Genomic DNA, 15,849 nt, shown 5'->3' on the forward strand with positions numbered 1-15,849 from the left:
TGCTAGTTTAAAATATTAGGTTTAGCTAATCGAAAAACGGGAATATCCACTTGAATTAACTGGCCATTGCTCGATTGCATTTGATAATGCCCTTGCATATTGCCAAGTGGTGACTTGAGTAAACAGCCACTGGTATAGGTAAAACTTTCATTGCTGCGTATAAAAGGTTGTTGGCCAACTACGCCCTCACCGGTAACGACATTTGTGTCACCGTTCGCGTCTGTGATCAACCAGTAACGACTGAGCAGTTGCACCGTTTCTTGGCTGTGGTTAGATATGGTAATGGTGTAGCTGAAAACAAATTGATGTTCAGCTTCAAGCGATTGTTGCGCGATGTAATCCGTGATCACCGCAACTTCTATCTCTGCGGTGGTTAAGGTGCACTTATCAGTCATTTTTTGATGTTACCGGGTTATCTGAAAGGTAATTTGCCAGTCGTACAAAGTCTGCTAAAACTAAATTTTCTGGGCGTAAACTTGGATCTATGCCCAAACTGGTTATGGTTTCTACAGACAGTAACTTTTTAAAACTATTGCGAATGGTTTTTCGGCGCTGATTAAAGGCGGCTAAACAAACGCTATTTAGTACCTTGATGTCTTTGACAGGGTTTTTAATGGTTTTATGTGGTACTAATCGGACGATAGCCGAGTCAACTTTTGGTGCCGGTTTAAACGCTTCAGGGGCAATTTCCATCACAGGGATCACTTGGCATTGGTACTGGGTCATGATCGATAAGCGACCATAAGATTTACAGTTTTCGCCAGATGCCATGCGCTGCACCACCTCTTTTTGTAGCATAAAGTGCATGTCTTTCACTTGCGCTTTAAAGCTTAACAAGTGAAAAATAAGCGGTGTAGAAATGTTATAAGGTAAATTGCCAAAAATACGCAGTGGCTTTTCAGCGCTAGCTAATTGTGCAAAGTCGAACTTTAACGCATCTTCTTCATAAATAGTGAGGTGTTTAGCTAAAAATGGGTGATGACGAAGTCGATGGGCTAAATCACGATCTAACTCCACCACACTCAGTTGACCAGCACGCTCGATCACAGGCTCGGTCAGTGCGCCGAGTCCAGGGCCAATTTCAATTAAATTATCGCCGGGCTCAGGGTTGATGGCGTCGACAATATTACTAATGATGCCTTCATCATGTAAAAAGTTTTGCCCAAAGCGCTTTTTCGCTTGATGACCTAAATGTTTATTATTGCTCATAGTGTTTTACTTGAGTAGCCCTTATGCTTGATTATTCGCTAGCGCTATGGCGCTATTAATTGCTTCATTAAAGCTACCGACATCGGCCTGATTAGTGCCCGCTAAGTCTAAAGCTGTGCCATGGTCTACCGAGGTTCTAATAAATGGCAAGCCTAAGGTGATGTTAACTGAAGCGCCAAAGCCCTTAAATTTAAGCACAGGTAAACCTTGATCATGAAACATACTCAAAATGGCATCAGCATCATCAAGGTATTTTGCTTGGAATATGGTATCGGCCGGTAATGGCCCAATTAAGTTCATGCCTTCGGCGCGTAACTCGTCAAGGGCAGGGATCATAACGTCGATTTCTTCACTGCCTAAATGGCCGTCTTCGCCAGCGTGCGGGTTGATACCACACACATAAATTTTAGGGTGTGCAATACCGAACTTTTCAATTAAATCATGATGCAATATACGAGTAACTTTTTGTAGCCGCTCATGAGTGATGGCTTTAGAAACATAGGCTAAGGGAATATGCGTGGTTACCAACGCCACTCTTAAACCTTCGGTTGCTAACATCATAACCACGTCTGAGCAATTTGCTTGATGGGCAAAGTATTCAGTATGACCACTAAAAGCAATACCCGCTTGATTGATTAAGCCTTTATGCACTGGCCCTGTTACCACGGCATCAAACTCTCCCGAGATATTTTTTTCACTGGCGATGCGTAAGGTTTCTACCACATAGTGGCCATTGTTTGGATTGAGAACGCCAGCTTGACAGTCATCGCCTAGCGCCACGGGTAATACAATCAGCGTACCGGCTTGGTGCGGCGCAAAGGCGTCGTTGGCATTGTAGAGCTTGATGTTGAGCGGCAAATTTAACAATGCTGCTCTTTCGCTCAGTAACTCGGGTGACGCAACCGCGACAATTTGTGTCGGCCAATCTTGCTGCGCGATTTTAATTAATAGATCGGGACCTATACCTGCCGGCTCTCCGGGGGTGATTGCTATTATTTTACCCACTTATTTGCTATTTCCTGATTCAAGTACTTCTATGTATGCTTCGTCACGTAATTCTTTGATCCAGCGTGTGCCTTCCATGTTAAATTTACGGTTATAAAGCAATTGGTAGGCACGGTTTTCATTCATTTGTGCGGTTGCATCTAGCGTTCTACGCCCCGTTAACTTGGCGATGTGCCAACCAAACGATGAGCGAAACGGTTTATGTATTTCGTTAATATCTAAGCTGGCTAAGGCGTCGGCAAAGGCGGGATCATATTTGCTTGGCTCTGACCAACCTAAATCACCACCACGAACAGACGTTGGGCCTTCAGAGTGCTCTTTGGCAAGTTCGGCAAAGTCGGCTTCACCGGCATTGATTTTATCAATGAAGCCTTGTAATAACGCCTCAGCTTTCGCTTCACTGAGTATGATTGAAGGTTTTATTAAGATATGACTGGCTTTGACTTCTTCGATTTCAACGGTTTGGCGACCGCGAACATCGACCAATTTAACAATACTAAATCCTAAGCCGGTACGGATCGGGCCAAAAATACTGCCTTTGGCTTGACCGTCGACTAATTCAGAAAATAGTGTTGGCATTTCATTAATAGTTTTCCAACCTAAATCACCACCTTGTAAGGCATTAGCGCCACTTGATGAAGTCATGGCTATATTAGTAAAGTCACTGCCTTCATTTAGTAGTTCTAATACTTTTTCAGCACGCTCTTTGGCAGCATTAATGTCTGCTTGTTTTGGGTTAGTGGGAAATTCAATTAGGATATGACCTAGTCGGTATTCTACATCGGCATTGGTTTGCTCTTTCATTGCGGCCAATAAGTTGGCAACTTCTTGTGGCGAAATATAAATTCTACGACGTAAACTAGCACGACGAACTTCGCCGGAGATCAGTTCGTTACGGGCACTTTCCCGGTACTTTTCATAATCAACGCCATCCGCAATCAGGGCTTGGCGAAATTGATCTAAGGTTAAATTATTTTCGCGCGCCATATTGGCGAGGGTTTCATCAAGCTGTGCATCACTAATTTGCACACCCATGCGCTCACCTAGCTGCATGATAATGGCATCATTAATTAACTTTTCCATAACTTGGATGCGCAGGGCACGATCTGATGGCAAAGTTTGGTTATTTTTTTTCGCTTGTAAGGTGACAGACTCAATGAGGTCTTGCACTTCAGACTCTAAAACCACACCGCTGTTAACCACAGCAGCTATTCGGTCTAGTTCAACCTCGTTCGCTAAAGATTGTTGGGCTGAGCTAAACATGAATAGGGTGCTTAGCAGTAGTAATTTCAATGAATTTTTCATGTAACGTAAATTTCTTCTAATTAGTTATTGAGGAAGTAAGGGCGTTTATAGCCAAATATACTTGAATTAAACATATCATCGACACTGTTGGATGACTTATTGCTATTTATACCATTATATACAAATTGAATGTTAAAACTGCTATCAAATGCATTGCGATTTTCGTTGATCTGCTTATTATCGTCAATTCTTGAGTTAATATTGCGGTGATAAGTAAAACGAATTCCCCAACAACAACTACTGTATTCTAGGCCCGCGTAAGTTTCGATACTACGCTTCCCTTGTAGGTCTTGGGTGAATCTACCAACGAACTGCCAGCGGCTAGCAATGCTAATATTCGTTGCTAACGACATTTGTTCTAATGACTCTCCTGAGACATCACGAGCATAGCGATGGTTCAATTGAATTGTTTGATTGTTGGCAAATAAATAATCTATGGTGGTTTGGCTTTTATTGGTAACCCCTAAATCGGTATTATACTGAATATCTGCGCTAAATTGCCATTGACGACTAAGTTGCATAAAAATATCGGCTGCTAAGGCAGACTTATCGACTAAGGCATTTTCATCACTATCATTAAAGCTACCTTCATCTAGGTATAAAATACGACCTAAGCTAAAGCGTAAAACTTCGGTATTTTCTGCTGTTAACAAGCGACTGGTAACCCCCCATGAAACTTGGTTGGCTTGGGCAATTCTATCAATACCACTAAAGCGGCGATCACGGAATAAACCACTGTAATCATCTTGTAAGGTAGTGGTGTCGTAAAGCCCAATCTGGCTTTGTTCTTTTTCTGGTATATATAAGTATTGTAATTGCGGCTCTAATGTTTGGTTGAAGTCGCGGTTTAACAAGGATAAGTTGCGATCAAAGTTGACACCACCGTGGATACGAAACTTCGGTAAAGTTCGGCTAACGTTTCTTGCTAATAAGCTGTCGTCGCTGAGGTTCTTTTGCCGATAATTGGTTTGTAACAACTTTAATTCAGAGTTCAAAAACCAAGCTGGTGTGGTAATTGGGTACAGCAAGCCAGCCTCTACATGATAGCGTTGCGCGGTTGGCTTGGACTTATCTGTGCTATCAAAGCTTGAAAGCTCGGAGTAAAGATCAATAATGCCAGCAAAATTAGCTAACTTTTGCTGGCTGCTAATTTCTAGTTGAGGCACGGTTTTATAGCTGCGTTGGTGGTTACCTAACAGCTCAAAATCTTGTAGTTTTAATGTCGTTTGCCAGTTTTCAGCAAAGTAGGCAAGTTCCCCTATTTGATACAAGTAGGCGTCATTAGCATTAAATTGGCTACTGCCTAAATCCACCAAATAGTTATCATCACTGATAGTGGTGTAATCAACATGTGCCCGAAAGCGCTCAGAAAAGGTGCCAATATGTTGCACTCGCGCTAAATAACGTGCGTCATTATTGCCACTAATTTTTTTATCTCGATTTAAGTACTCAATGTCTAATTGACCTGCTTGTAAGCCATGCAAATATCGAAACTCAGTGAGCAGTTGCGTGCCTCGATCGGACATATAGCGAGGGGTAATAGTGGCATCCATATTATCGGCAATATTGACATAATATGGTGTTTCAATTTCTAACCCTGAATTATTGGAAGAACTGATCTTAGGGTATAAAAAACCAGACACTCTTTCATTGCTCAGCGGTATGCTTAAATAGGGCACATATAAAATCGGCACATCGAACAGCCTAAAACGGGCATGATAAGCTTGCAGTGACTTTTTATCCGCGGAGATTTTAATTTCACTGGCGCGCATTTGCCAATCGGGCGCCGGACCATAACAAGTGGAAAAACTTGAGTCGATGAGACTTAAACTATCACTCGCTATATTAATGGCTGCCGCACTGCCATGGCCAGCGGTACCATTGAGTTGATACGAGGTATTGTTAAGGGACGTAGTTCGTTGTAATTGGTTGATATTTAGTGCATCAGCAAAAATATCTATATTATTGTTTTGAAAGTGAATATTGCCATTGGCGTCAACGGTTGAGTTGGCACGATTGACAGATAATTGTTCAGCGACTACCGTGTTATTTTGATTCAATAAGGTCACGCCACCGGTAAATTTTGCGTAAGCGCCTTTTTTGATACTGGCGATTGACGACAAAATAATAAAGTTTTCGTCAACCTGCTTGCCTGCGGTATTGGCAATATTTGCATAACTTGGAATCGGGCATTGAGACGCCAAAGGCGGTGTGGTTTCAGCGGCATGGAGCTGACTGGCAAAGGAAAAAAGTATCGGGCACAGTAAAGGGGAATAGGTTAAGGAAAAACGCATTTATGGTCCGGATAATTAACTTTTAAAAGACTAAGCCTAGATTCTAAACGGCATTTTACCGCTAAAGATCATAATAATATAGCAATTTTCTTTAGCCTGCTATTTCGTTATACTCAAAACAACGAAAAGCTGGTCATTTTTCTGGGCTATTTAGGCGCAAGTTAGCATGATATTATGGCGGATATTCGGCTAAGTTTTTGTTAACTTTGCCCAGTAAAAATAGCACAATTGCTAATAACCAGCAGCACTGTAAAAATACAACATTAAGAGAACTCGCGCCTTGAAGCAAAAACGCACGGTCGAATTATTAGATTGGTTAACTGCGCACTTTAACGCGCAAAACATTCATTTAACGCCATTAACCGGAGATGCGGGTTTTCGCCGCTACTTTCGCTTTAGCATTCATGGACGCTCGTATATTGCGGTGGACGCTCCTGTAAAACTATCGAATAATCAAGCCTTTGTGTCGGTGCAACAATCACTGCAACAAGCCAATATTAATGTACCCGCGATCATTGCCCTTGACTTAACGCACGGTTTTATGTGCTTGAGCGATTTCGGTGATGATTTATTGGCGACAACACTAAATCAAAAAAATATGCGTCATTATTACCAACTTGCCTTAACTGAGTTGAATAAAATGCAAGGCTGTCCAAACGCCGTATTGGACGCACTACCTTTGTATGATGAGGCATTTATTCGCACCGAGCTGGCACTATTTTCGCAATGGCTGCTGATAGAACATTTAGATATTGAATTAACGCTAGCAGAGCAAGCTCAACTAGAGCATTGCTTCTCGCTGCTGGTGTCTGCCATTGTTGAGCAACCTAAGGTGTTTATGCACCGAGATTATCATAGCCGCAACATTATGTTACTCGCAGATGACAGGCTCGGTATTATTGATTTTCAGGATGCGGTGAAAGGACCCATCATCTATGATCTTGTTTCACTGTTAAGAGATTGCTATTTACGTTGGCCGAATGCACTAATTGAGCCGCTGTTAGAAGATTATCGTCAGCGCGCACAAAAGTTAGTCCCCGAGTTAAGTATTAGCAAGCAGCAATGGCAATATTGGTTTGACTTGACAGGTTTGCAGCGACACATAAAAGCCAGTGGCATTTTTGCCCGTTTACATCACCGAGATAACAAGCCAGCTTATTTGGCTGATATTCCGCTGACTTTGCGCTACATACAAGATGTTAGTCAGCAATACCCACAATTGAGCTTTCTTTATCAGCTAGTGACTGAACGTGTTATCCCGGCATTAGCGAGCAAGCAATCACATCATGACTAACGGGGAACCAAGTGCATGAAAGCTATGATACTAGCCGCAGGGCGTGGCGAGCGCATGCGGCCACTTACTGACCATTGTCCTAAACCGTTACTTAAAGTTGCGGGTACTTCGTTAATCGAACATCATATCAACAATTTGGTGGCAGCGGGTATCACTGAAATTGTCATCAATCATGCTTGGCTTGGCGAGCAAATTGTTCAGCAACTTGGCGATGGTGGACAATTTGGTGCCAGTATTTGTTACAGCAAAGAGCCTATTGCACTGGAAACGGCTGGCGGTATTATCAAAGCGTTAGCCTTGCTCGCAGCCGATGAAAACGAAGTGTTTTTAGTCCTTAATGGTGACATTTATTGCGATTTTGATTTTCATCACTTACCTGAATTAAAAGCACAGCATCAGGCACACTTATTTTTAGTGACCAATCCTGAGCATAATCTTGCCGGCGACTTTACCGTGCAAGCAGGTATCTTGACTAATCCGCAAGGCCCAGAAGATAGCACTTATACTTTTAGTGGTATCGCACTGTATCGAAAAAGCTTTTTTAGTCACTATCATGCAAAGCGATTAACACCAACTGATAAGGTACAGCCGTTAGCACCCATGTTAAGGTCAGCGGCGAAGCAGGGCAAAATATCTGCAAGCGTTATTGATGTAGCTTGGACAGATGTTGGTACGCCTGAGCGCTTAGCAAGATTAAACACGAAATAAACCATTTACCATTCATTAATTATTGAGTTTTAGCATGCGAATTTGGGGCAAAGTTTTAGGGTTTTTATTTGGTCTTATGTTGACCAAGAATATTATTGGTGCACTATTTGGCGCTTGGCTCGGACATAGGTTCGACAAAGGGATTGGGTTAGACTTTAGTGGTTTAGGTGGCGCTAAAAGTGATACCGAACGTCAAGCGGCATTTTTTTATAGCACCTTTTCAGTGATGGGTTATATTGCCAAAGCGAGCGGCCAAGTCACGCATCATGAAATAGCTTTTGCCAGTGCGTACATGGATAAACTTGGACTAAATGCAGATTTACGTCGCCAAGCTCAAGACGCTTTTCGAGATGGCAAAACCACCGGCTTTCCGCTTGAGGAGCGCCTTAGACAACTCAAGTCAGCGGTAAATAATCGGCAAGATTTGCTATTATTGTTTTTGGAAATTCAAATCCAAGTAGCCTTTGCTGATGGTCGTCTAGATCAAAGCGAGCGAGAAGTGTTACATAAAATCGCACAAAACCTAGGCTACTCGGCAACCGAGCTTGATAAACTTTTAGAAATGATCATCGCTGGTGCCCAATTTCATCAGCAAGGGAAAAATGCCGGTAATGCCAGCTTTGCGCAGTCAGGTCAGCAACTCGCCAATGCTTATAAAGTGCTCGGCGTAACCGAGCAAAGCTCTGCCAGTGATATTAAAAAAGCTTACCGTAAATTAATGTCGCAACACCACCCTGATAAATTAGTCGCCAAGGGCTTACCACCAGAAATGATGGAGTCGGCAAAACAAAAAGCGCAAGATATTCAAGCCGCTTACGAGCTTATTAACGCACAGACTCGTCAACATTAACTTAACCGGGTCGCTAAAAGCCTAACTTAAGATGCGACAGAAATGTGATTTATCGCGTTAAATGGCGTCAAGGCTACTTGCAAGCCGAGTTAGCTTTCGCGTAGACTGTCTGGGAATTTTTATACTTCATCCTTTATATTGGGCAGCAACAATGTACCTTTCACTTACTAACAGACAACGAATTGCGATATGGCTAAGCGCTATATTGATCATTTTGTCTGTGGCTGCTTCTGCGCATAGTGTGGAACATATAGATGAAGGTGCTAAAACACACTGTACTTTGTGTTTTCATCAGCATCAATATCAAAATGCTTTGCCGCAACAAGACGCCAATATTGAGATTGTCTCTCAGCTTTTCCAGCCAACTATAACACCTCAAACATGCTTAGCGTTCGCGCCATGCGCTATTTACCTTAGTCGCGCTCCTCCCGTAGTTTCTTAACAACACAGTACCCTTTAGTTGATATTAACCAGTCAATTTGTGCAATAGCATTTTGACTATGTAATTGTATTTAATTAGTTTTAGAGAAATTTAACGCATGAAAAATTTGCCAGTTTTTGCTGCCCGTTTGGCGGCGCAACGACCTGTACCTAACGTAAAAAACGCCATTTTAATGTCGGCATTATTACCGCTTTTTGCACACGCACAAGCACCGACTTTGTCGAACCCCGCGGTCAGCGTGGTGCTAGATGGCTACTACCAAAGTGATGATCGGGTAATGACCGAACGCGCGAAAGGTTTTGGTTTAGGGGGCACAGAGCTAGCCTTAAGTGCCAGTATTGATGATATGTTTTATGGAAAATTTACCAGTGTTTTTGAGTTTCATGAAGGTGAAAGTGAGATATTAGTAGAGGAAGCCTTTATGCAAACCATGGCGCTACCCAACGGTTTTACGGTGCGGGCTGGTCGCTTTTTATCTGATATAGGTTATTTAAATAATCAGCACCTACATACCGACGCGTTTACAAGCCGACCCAGTGCCTATCGCGCATTTTTAGGTGGTCATTATTTTGATGACGGAATAAGGCTCAGTTATATTGCACCGACTGATATGTATTGGCTATTAGGTGCGGAAGCGTTTGCGGGGAAAAACCTGCGCGCTGCTGACGAGTCTGCTGAGCGCGAGTATAGCAGTACCGGCGTTTATACTGCTTTTACTAAAATTGGCGGTGATATTGGCATTGAAAGCTCATGGCAATTTGGTCTGAGTTATATGCGTAATGAAAATGGTCAGCTAACAACTCTGGCAGAGCATGAAGACGAACATCATGAAGACGAACATAGTGCAGGCCATGATGAGCACGGTCATGGTCACGCTGCAGCCTATACCGGAAAACACACTTACATCGCTGATTTCGTTTATAAGTGGGCGCCTAATGGCAACTATAAATACCAGCATTTAACCCTAAGTGCAGAGTATTTTAGAGTTGCAGATTTTTTTACCCTAGCTGAGCATGAGCATAGCGACCATGACGATCATCATGGCGAAGAAGCCAACTATACTCAAGACTATCATCAAGCATGGTATGTTAGCGGAGTTTACCAGTTTACCCCGCATTGGTCGGCAGGGCTACGCTATGGCAAGCTTGCTAGCCATGTTCAGCATGACGATCATTTTGAACCACAAACACTAAAAGAAACTGAGTTGAGTATTGCTTGGCATAATAGCCATTTTTCTACAGTACGATTTGAGTTAAGCCATCAAAGCAACCTTGGCTTTGAACACGCTAACAATGAAAATGTTATCACCTTACAATATGTTATGACGTTAGGAGCTCACAGTGCGCATCAATTTTAAAGTTATCATTAGCAGTATTTTATTATCTTTAAGTCATAGCGCGTTTGCGCAAATGAACATTTTTGCCTGCGAGCCAGAGTACGCGGCGTTAGCAAAAGAGCTAGCACCTGAGGCGAGTATTTATTCGGCAACTACCGCCATGCAAGATCCACATCAAGTGCAAGCGCGGCCTAGCTTAATAGCGAAAATGCGACGCGCAGACTTGGTGGTTTGTGCCGGCGCAGAGCTAGAGATTGGCTGGCTACCTATGCTGCAAATGAAAGCTGCTAATGCCAATGTGCGTAGCACAGACAAAGGGCTATTTTTTGCCGCCGATCATGTGGAAACCTTAGACCAATTAGACTTTGTTGACCGCAGCATGGGGGATGTACACACGCAAGGCAACCCGCATTTACACTTTTCGCCAACACGCATGCTAACGATTGCTCAAGCGTTAACCAATAAGTTAATACAACTTGAGCCACAAAATAGTGCGCGCTACCAGCAGCACTTTGCAAGTTTTAGTGAGCGCTGGCAAGCGGCGAGCAAACAATGGCAACAACGCGCAAGTCAGTTACAGGGGATGAAAGTGATCGCCTACCACTCAAGCTTTCGCTATTTATTTGATTTTGCGGGTATAGAGCAAGTTGCTGATTTGGAGCCTAAGCCCGGCTTAGCCCCGACCAGTAGTCATTTAACTAAGCTATTACATCGTGCCAACGAAGGTGATATTGACACGATTATCGTTGCCTCGTATCAAGATCCTCGTGGTGCTAAGTGGTTAGCCGATAAAGCTGACTTACCTGTGCTGGTACTGCCATTTTCCGTAGGTGGCAATAAGCAAAGCGGTGATTTATTTAGTTTATACGACAGTGTGTTGACGTTATTAACGCAAGCCCATACTGCGCAGCAAGCAAGTTAAAATAGGTTACTATGATGGATTTAGACTTACTAACAATTTTATTGCCGGCATTTGCTGCCGGCGTTTTAGTACTTTCAACGCATGTGGTTTTAGGCAAACAAGTATTAAAACGCGGCATTATTTTTATTGACTTAGCGATAGCGCAAATTGCTGCTATGGGTGCCATTGTTGTTCATATGGCACCTGAACTTGCTGAAATTGCTTTTGTTAATATTTGGATGCCAGCGCTGTTTGCCTTAGCTGGTGCCGGCATCATTGCTTGGTTGGCAAATCATGTTGCCGAAGAGCTTGAAGCCATGATCGGCTGCTTTTATGTATTATCTGCTGTGGCGGCAATGTTACTTTTGTCTAATGATCCTCATGGCAGTGAGTTATTGAAACAGCTCATGTCGGGGCAAATCCTCTGGGTAAGCTGGCAACAACTGTTGTTTCCGGCCATTGCTTATAGCGCCATTTTAGCATTAATATTTTATCGACCTAGGATCCTTAATGGTGGTTATTTTTACTTGTTATTTGCCTTAGTGATCACCTTGTCGGTGGAACTGGTTGGCGTCTACTTAGTGTTTAGTACCTTAATACTGCCCGCATTAGCTATTAATAAATTAACCAGCAAACACAGCTTGATGTATGCCTATGGTGTTGGTTTGTTCGGCTATTTGTTTGGCTTGTATTTATCTGCCAGCTTTGATTTGCCCAGTGGCGCGGCCATTGTGGCAACATTAGCGTTAAGTGCCGCATTATTTAGATTATTAAATAAATACTTTATTAAAGCTTAATGCCGTCATCGCGGAAAATATCAGGAGTGATTAATTTAATCGCTCCTTTTTTTGTTTTAATTGCGCCGCTTATAGATTTTTTTATGCTACACCGTTGCAGTTTGTTTGGGTGTTTCATTATGATTTCTCTATCCCCCTTCAGATTAATACCCGTGGTTAACTGCTAATCAATCTCATTGTGGTTAACAAAAGTTTACATTTAACTTCAGCCTCAAACCGTAACTGTCTGTCATTAACAAGGTTAATTTGCTATAAAAAAAGCGCTGATTTTTTAATTTAAACAGTAAAGTCAAAATAAGTATAAGTAAGAAATAACGACAAAATCATAAAATACACAAGGAATTAAATATGAAAGTCTTACCAAGCCGTAAAAACGCATTGGCGATGAGTATTGCTGCTGGGTTATTAGCGAGCCAAAGTCAGTTAGTAAGCGCAGCAGAAGCCGAACAAATTGAGCGCATTGAAGTTACCGGCTCACACATTAAACGAACCGATATGGAAGGGCCTTCGCCACTGACATCAATTAGTGCAGAAGATATTGCCAATACAGGGGTTACTGATTTAATCGGTTTATTTACAAAACTGCCGATGGCAGGACAAGGGACGTTTTCAACCCAAGGCAACAGCAGTGATAACACCAGTAATGGTGGCTCTAGTGTATCTTTGCGTGGTTTAGGGGCTGACTCAACTTTAATACTGGTGAACGGCAGACGCGTATCTGTATCTCCGTTTGCCAATAATATCGATACCGCGTTTGTCGATATTAACAATATTCCGCTGGCCGCAATAAAGCGTGTTGATATCTTAAAAGATGGTGCCTCTGCGACTTACGGCTCTGACGCCGTTGCTGGCGTAATTAATATTGTCTTACGCGATGATATTGAAGGTGTTGAGTTGGCGGGTAAGTTTGGCGACACCGCAGATGGTGGTGGCGAAGAGACCAATATCAGCTTAGTATGGGGTAATTCAACCGCGAAAACGAGCCACACTTTTGCCTTAGATTATTTTGACCGTGAAGAAATCTTATATGGTGATCGCGATTATTCTAAATCAGCAAACCAAGTGGCATTGCGTCCTAACGACCCCTTTGCGACTGACTTTAGAAGCTCTTCAGGGTTTCCGGGCACAATTGCATTAGCAAGTGACTCTACCAACCGTATGCCTGATACTTTCGGTAACGATGTCTGTGCCGCCGAAGATATTGTCGGTAACTTATGTCGTTATGATTACGCGCCAGTCATGACCTCAGTGCCGGCAACCGAGCGTGCTAGTTTTATTTACATGGGTAAATATGAAATTAACGACCGTTTACGCGCATTCGCCGAATTAAACGGCCAGCACTCTAAAACTACTATTCGCGGTGCTGGTAGCCCAAGCTTTAACGAGCTATTTATGGCGGGAGATAATGTTAATCACCCGTTCGCGACTATGCCAACACATGAGTTTTATCAACAAGACTTAACCATGCGTCGACGTATGGTTGATATTGGTAACCGAGAAAAGCGCGTTAGCTCAGACTATTATCGCTCGATTATCGGTTTACAAGGCGAGCTGAACGACTGGAGCTGGGAAATTGCCTATAACTACATTAAAAGTAGCTCAACAGAGCGTGGCGTTAATGGTTTTCCAAACTCTCGTCGCACTCAAGAAGCGATAGACAGTGGCTTGTGGAACCCGTTTGAACCATCAAGCAACTCACAAGAAGCGCTCGACTTTATTGAAACCACCACCACGCGAATAGGTAAATCAACCAGCAAATCATTCGACGGTAAAATCAGCGGCTCGTTAATGGAAATGAGTCATGGTGATCTGGGCCTAGCGGTAGGTTTTGAGTACCGAGAAGAAAGCATTAGCGATAACCCTGATGATCAGTTTTTACGCGGAGAAGTATTTGGTACCGAAGCTACGCAAGCCAATGGTAAACGCGATAATACCGCTATTTTTGCCGAAGTGGCGATACCTGTGTTAGACACCTTAGAAGTACAAGTGGCATTGCGTCACGAAGACTATAGTGACTTTGGCACGACTACAGATCCAAAAATCGCCTTTATTTGGCAACCAACCGACTCGTTATCATTGCGCGGTTCTTACGGTACAGCCTTTAGAGCGCCTTCATTACATCAAATTGGCTTAGGTAATACCGATGAATCACCTAACCTTGTTGATACCGTACGTTGTGCAGCCGTTGGTAATATCAACAAAGCCTGTGAACCACAAGAGTATACAGCGGTGTTATCAGGTAATGATGATTTAGGTCCAGAAGAGTCGAAAAGTTATAACTTAGGTTTGATCTATGAAGTAGCGGATAACTTAGATTTCTCAATTGATTATTATGACTATGATATTGAAAACGTGATCACCAAAGATACTCAATTTAAGTTCAGTACCTTAGGTAACGATCCAAGTGTTGTAGAGCGTTTACCGTCTGCGATTCCTGGCGACCCAGGTGAAGTAGTGCGTATTTTTGACCAGTTTGAAAATATCGGTAATGTGACAACTTCCGGTTTAGATATCGAGGCCAACTATGGCTTAGAAACCGACTTAGGTGATTTTAACTTCAGCTATGTGGTTAACTATGTTTTATCTTATGAAGATGCACGTCCGAATGCTGATGGTTCAATGCGCATTGATACTCAAGAAGGTGACTTTGAACAGCCGGAGGTTCGCTGGAGCTTAAATGCAGCTTGGATGAAAGGCAACTGGAATGCCAGCATGGCCATTAACTATATTGGCGCATTTGAGCAAGACGCTTCGGTAGCGACTGAAGGCATGAGTGATGTTGATTCTTGGACCACGGTGGATACCACAGTGAACTACATAGGGATAGAAAACACCACCTTAAGTATTGGTGCCACTAACTTATTTAATGAAGAGCCACCATTTGCTTATCATGACTTTATGGGCTTTGTGAATAGCACCCATAATAGCCAAGGTCGTTTTGTTTACGTTAAAGCCAGTTATAAGTTTTAAACGCTTAACAACCTGAATGTAAGGTAAATGATAAAAAGGCCTTTGAGTATTCAAAGGCCTTTATTGACAAAGCATTAACTCTGCAATAGGGATAAAAATTAGCGCTAGCTTAGCTGTAAATATATTGTGAGGCAAAACAAGGTTAGCGATAGGCCAACCACTAAAAGTTAACATTAACCTTCGCGATTGAGGCAACATCAATAATACTAACTTGACCAATACTGTTTTGTAAACGAGACGCTGTTTTTGTGGCATCGTGTTGCTCAGCAAAACTGATCACATCAACGTTATTACACATCAAATTTAACGCAACTTGATACTCAGTTAAGTTGTAGTTTGAAATTGCATTTTTTAATTTGACCGGCTTATCACTGGCAGCAGCCACACAAATTTTGACTAATGCTCGCTCTAAGGTTGGATCCATTTTAGCTGCGCTTGCATTGCTAGCAAAAAATAATGGTAGTAAAGCAATCGCGGTGTATTTTATTACGTTTAAATTTCTCATTAGTACTCTCCAAATTAATATTTTTTTAATGCTGTACTTAAATGTACATAGTAATAGTGGCTGAAAAGTAAAAAAAAGTTGTAAGTAAAACGCGGCGCGATGTAACAAAAAAAACCACAGTATTTAGCGCCATTTATAGCTAACTAGTTCATTAATAAACATATCATTATTTGAAGACTATTCTTGCTGACAAGAATATTTACATTGGCTGACAAAATAAAATAATTTAGCCG

At 42.3% G+C, this 15,849-nt stretch carries 13 protein-coding genes and 1 pseudogene; 8 read left to right on the forward strand and 6 right to left on the reverse strand.

What is annotated here, in order from left to right:
- Positions 1-2: 2 nt before the first annotated feature.
- Genes apaG through lptD form a run of 5 tightly spaced genes read right to left on the reverse strand, consistent with a single transcriptional unit; the run spans position 3 to position 5,813 of the window.
- Complete coding sequence (apaG, locus tag B6K83_RS03790; protein ID WP_085283408.1) at positions 3-395, reverse strand: Co2+/Mg2+ efflux protein ApaG; 393 nt, start codon at positions 393-395, stop codon at positions 3-5.
- On the reverse strand, positions 388-1,209 hold the full coding sequence (gene rsmA / locus B6K83_RS03795; RefSeq protein ID WP_085283410.1) for a 16S rRNA (adenine(1518)-N(6)/adenine(1519)-N(6))-dimethyltransferase RsmA: 822 nt from the start codon (positions 1,207-1,209) through the stop codon (positions 388-390). Before rsmA ends, apaG begins: the two co-directional genes overlap by 8 nt.
- A 21-nt stretch (positions 1,210-1,230) precedes the next feature.
- Positions 1,231-2,214 (reverse strand): 4-hydroxythreonine-4-phosphate dehydrogenase PdxA, encoded by a 984-nt coding sequence (gene pdxA / locus B6K83_RS03800; protein WP_085283412.1) that lies wholly within the window; start codon positions 2,212-2,214, stop codon positions 1,231-1,233.
- The gene (surA, locus tag B6K83_RS03805) at positions 2,215-3,540 is read right to left on the reverse strand and encodes a peptidylprolyl isomerase SurA (RefSeq protein ID WP_269843993.1); all 1,326 of its coding nucleotides are present in this window, start codon (positions 3,538-3,540) and stop codon (positions 2,215-2,217) included.
- The gene (lptD, locus tag B6K83_RS03810) at positions 3,540-5,813 is read right to left on the reverse strand and encodes an LPS assembly protein LptD (RefSeq protein ID WP_085283416.1); all 2,274 of its coding nucleotides are present in this window, start codon (positions 5,811-5,813) and stop codon (positions 3,540-3,542) included. Before lptD ends, surA begins: the two co-directional genes overlap by 1 nt.
- A 280-nt stretch (positions 5,814-6,093) precedes the next feature.
- On the opposite strand from lptD, the gene B6K83_RS03815 reads away from it, so the two are divergent.
- The 8 genes and pseudogenes from B6K83_RS03815 to B6K83_RS03850 all read left to right on the forward strand — a co-directional run bounded on the left by B6K83_RS03815 (position 6,094) and on the right by B6K83_RS03850 (position 15,111).
- Positions 6,094-7,107 carry an aminoglycoside phosphotransferase family protein gene (locus tag B6K83_RS03815; protein WP_092251244.1) on the forward strand — a complete coding sequence of 338 codons (1,014 nt, stop codon included), beginning with the start codon at positions 6,094-6,096 and terminating at the stop codon, positions 7,105-7,107.
- A gap of 15 nt (positions 7,108-7,122) precedes the next feature.
- The gene (gene murU / locus B6K83_RS03820; RefSeq protein WP_085283419.1) at positions 7,123-7,815 is read left to right on the forward strand and encodes an N-acetylmuramate alpha-1-phosphate uridylyltransferase MurU; all 693 of its coding nucleotides are present in this window, start codon (positions 7,123-7,125) and stop codon (positions 7,813-7,815) included.
- A gap of 34 nt (positions 7,816-7,849) precedes the next feature.
- Complete coding sequence (gene djlA / locus B6K83_RS03825; RefSeq protein ID WP_085283420.1) at positions 7,850-8,665, forward strand: co-chaperone DjlA; 816 nt, start codon at positions 7,850-7,852, stop codon at positions 8,663-8,665.
- A 151-nt stretch (positions 8,666-8,816) separates the two neighbouring features.
- A pseudogene (locus B6K83_RS18520) lies at positions 8,817-8,973 on the forward strand (DUF2946 domain-containing protein); the annotation flags it as partial.
- Positions 8,974-9,279: 306 nt separating this feature from the next.
- Complete coding sequence (locus B6K83_RS03835) at positions 9,280-10,464, forward strand: hypothetical protein (RefSeq protein ID WP_085283904.1); 1,185 nt, start codon at positions 9,280-9,282, stop codon at positions 10,462-10,464.
- Complete coding sequence (locus B6K83_RS03840; RefSeq protein WP_085283424.1) at positions 10,448-11,365, forward strand: metal ABC transporter solute-binding protein, Zn/Mn family; 918 nt, start codon at positions 10,448-10,450, stop codon at positions 11,363-11,365. The genes B6K83_RS03835 and B6K83_RS03840 overlap by 17 nt, the downstream gene beginning before the upstream one ends.
- A gap of 11 nt (positions 11,366-11,376) precedes the next feature.
- On the forward strand, positions 11,377-12,141 hold the full coding sequence (locus tag B6K83_RS03845; protein ID WP_085283426.1) for a metal ABC transporter permease: 765 nt from the start codon (positions 11,377-11,379) through the stop codon (positions 12,139-12,141).
- 348 nt (positions 12,142-12,489) lie between these two features.
- Positions 12,490-15,111 carry a TonB-dependent receptor plug domain-containing protein gene (locus B6K83_RS03850; protein WP_085283428.1) on the forward strand — a complete coding sequence of 874 codons (2,622 nt, stop codon included), beginning with the start codon at positions 12,490-12,492 and terminating at the stop codon, positions 15,109-15,111.
- Positions 15,112-15,271: 160 nt separating this feature from the next.
- Here the strand turns inward: B6K83_RS03850 and B6K83_RS03855 are convergent, their stop codons facing one another.
- Positions 15,272-15,616 (reverse strand): DUF3718 domain-containing protein, encoded by a 345-nt coding sequence (locus tag B6K83_RS03855; RefSeq protein ID WP_085283431.1) that lies wholly within the window; start codon positions 15,614-15,616, stop codon positions 15,272-15,274.
- Positions 15,617-15,849 lie beyond the last annotated feature (233 nt).

The sequence above is a fragment of the Colwellia chukchiensis genome (assembly GCF_002104455.1).
Taxonomy (GTDB): domain Bacteria; phylum Pseudomonadota; class Gammaproteobacteria; order Enterobacterales; family Alteromonadaceae; genus Cognaticolwellia; species Cognaticolwellia chukchiensis.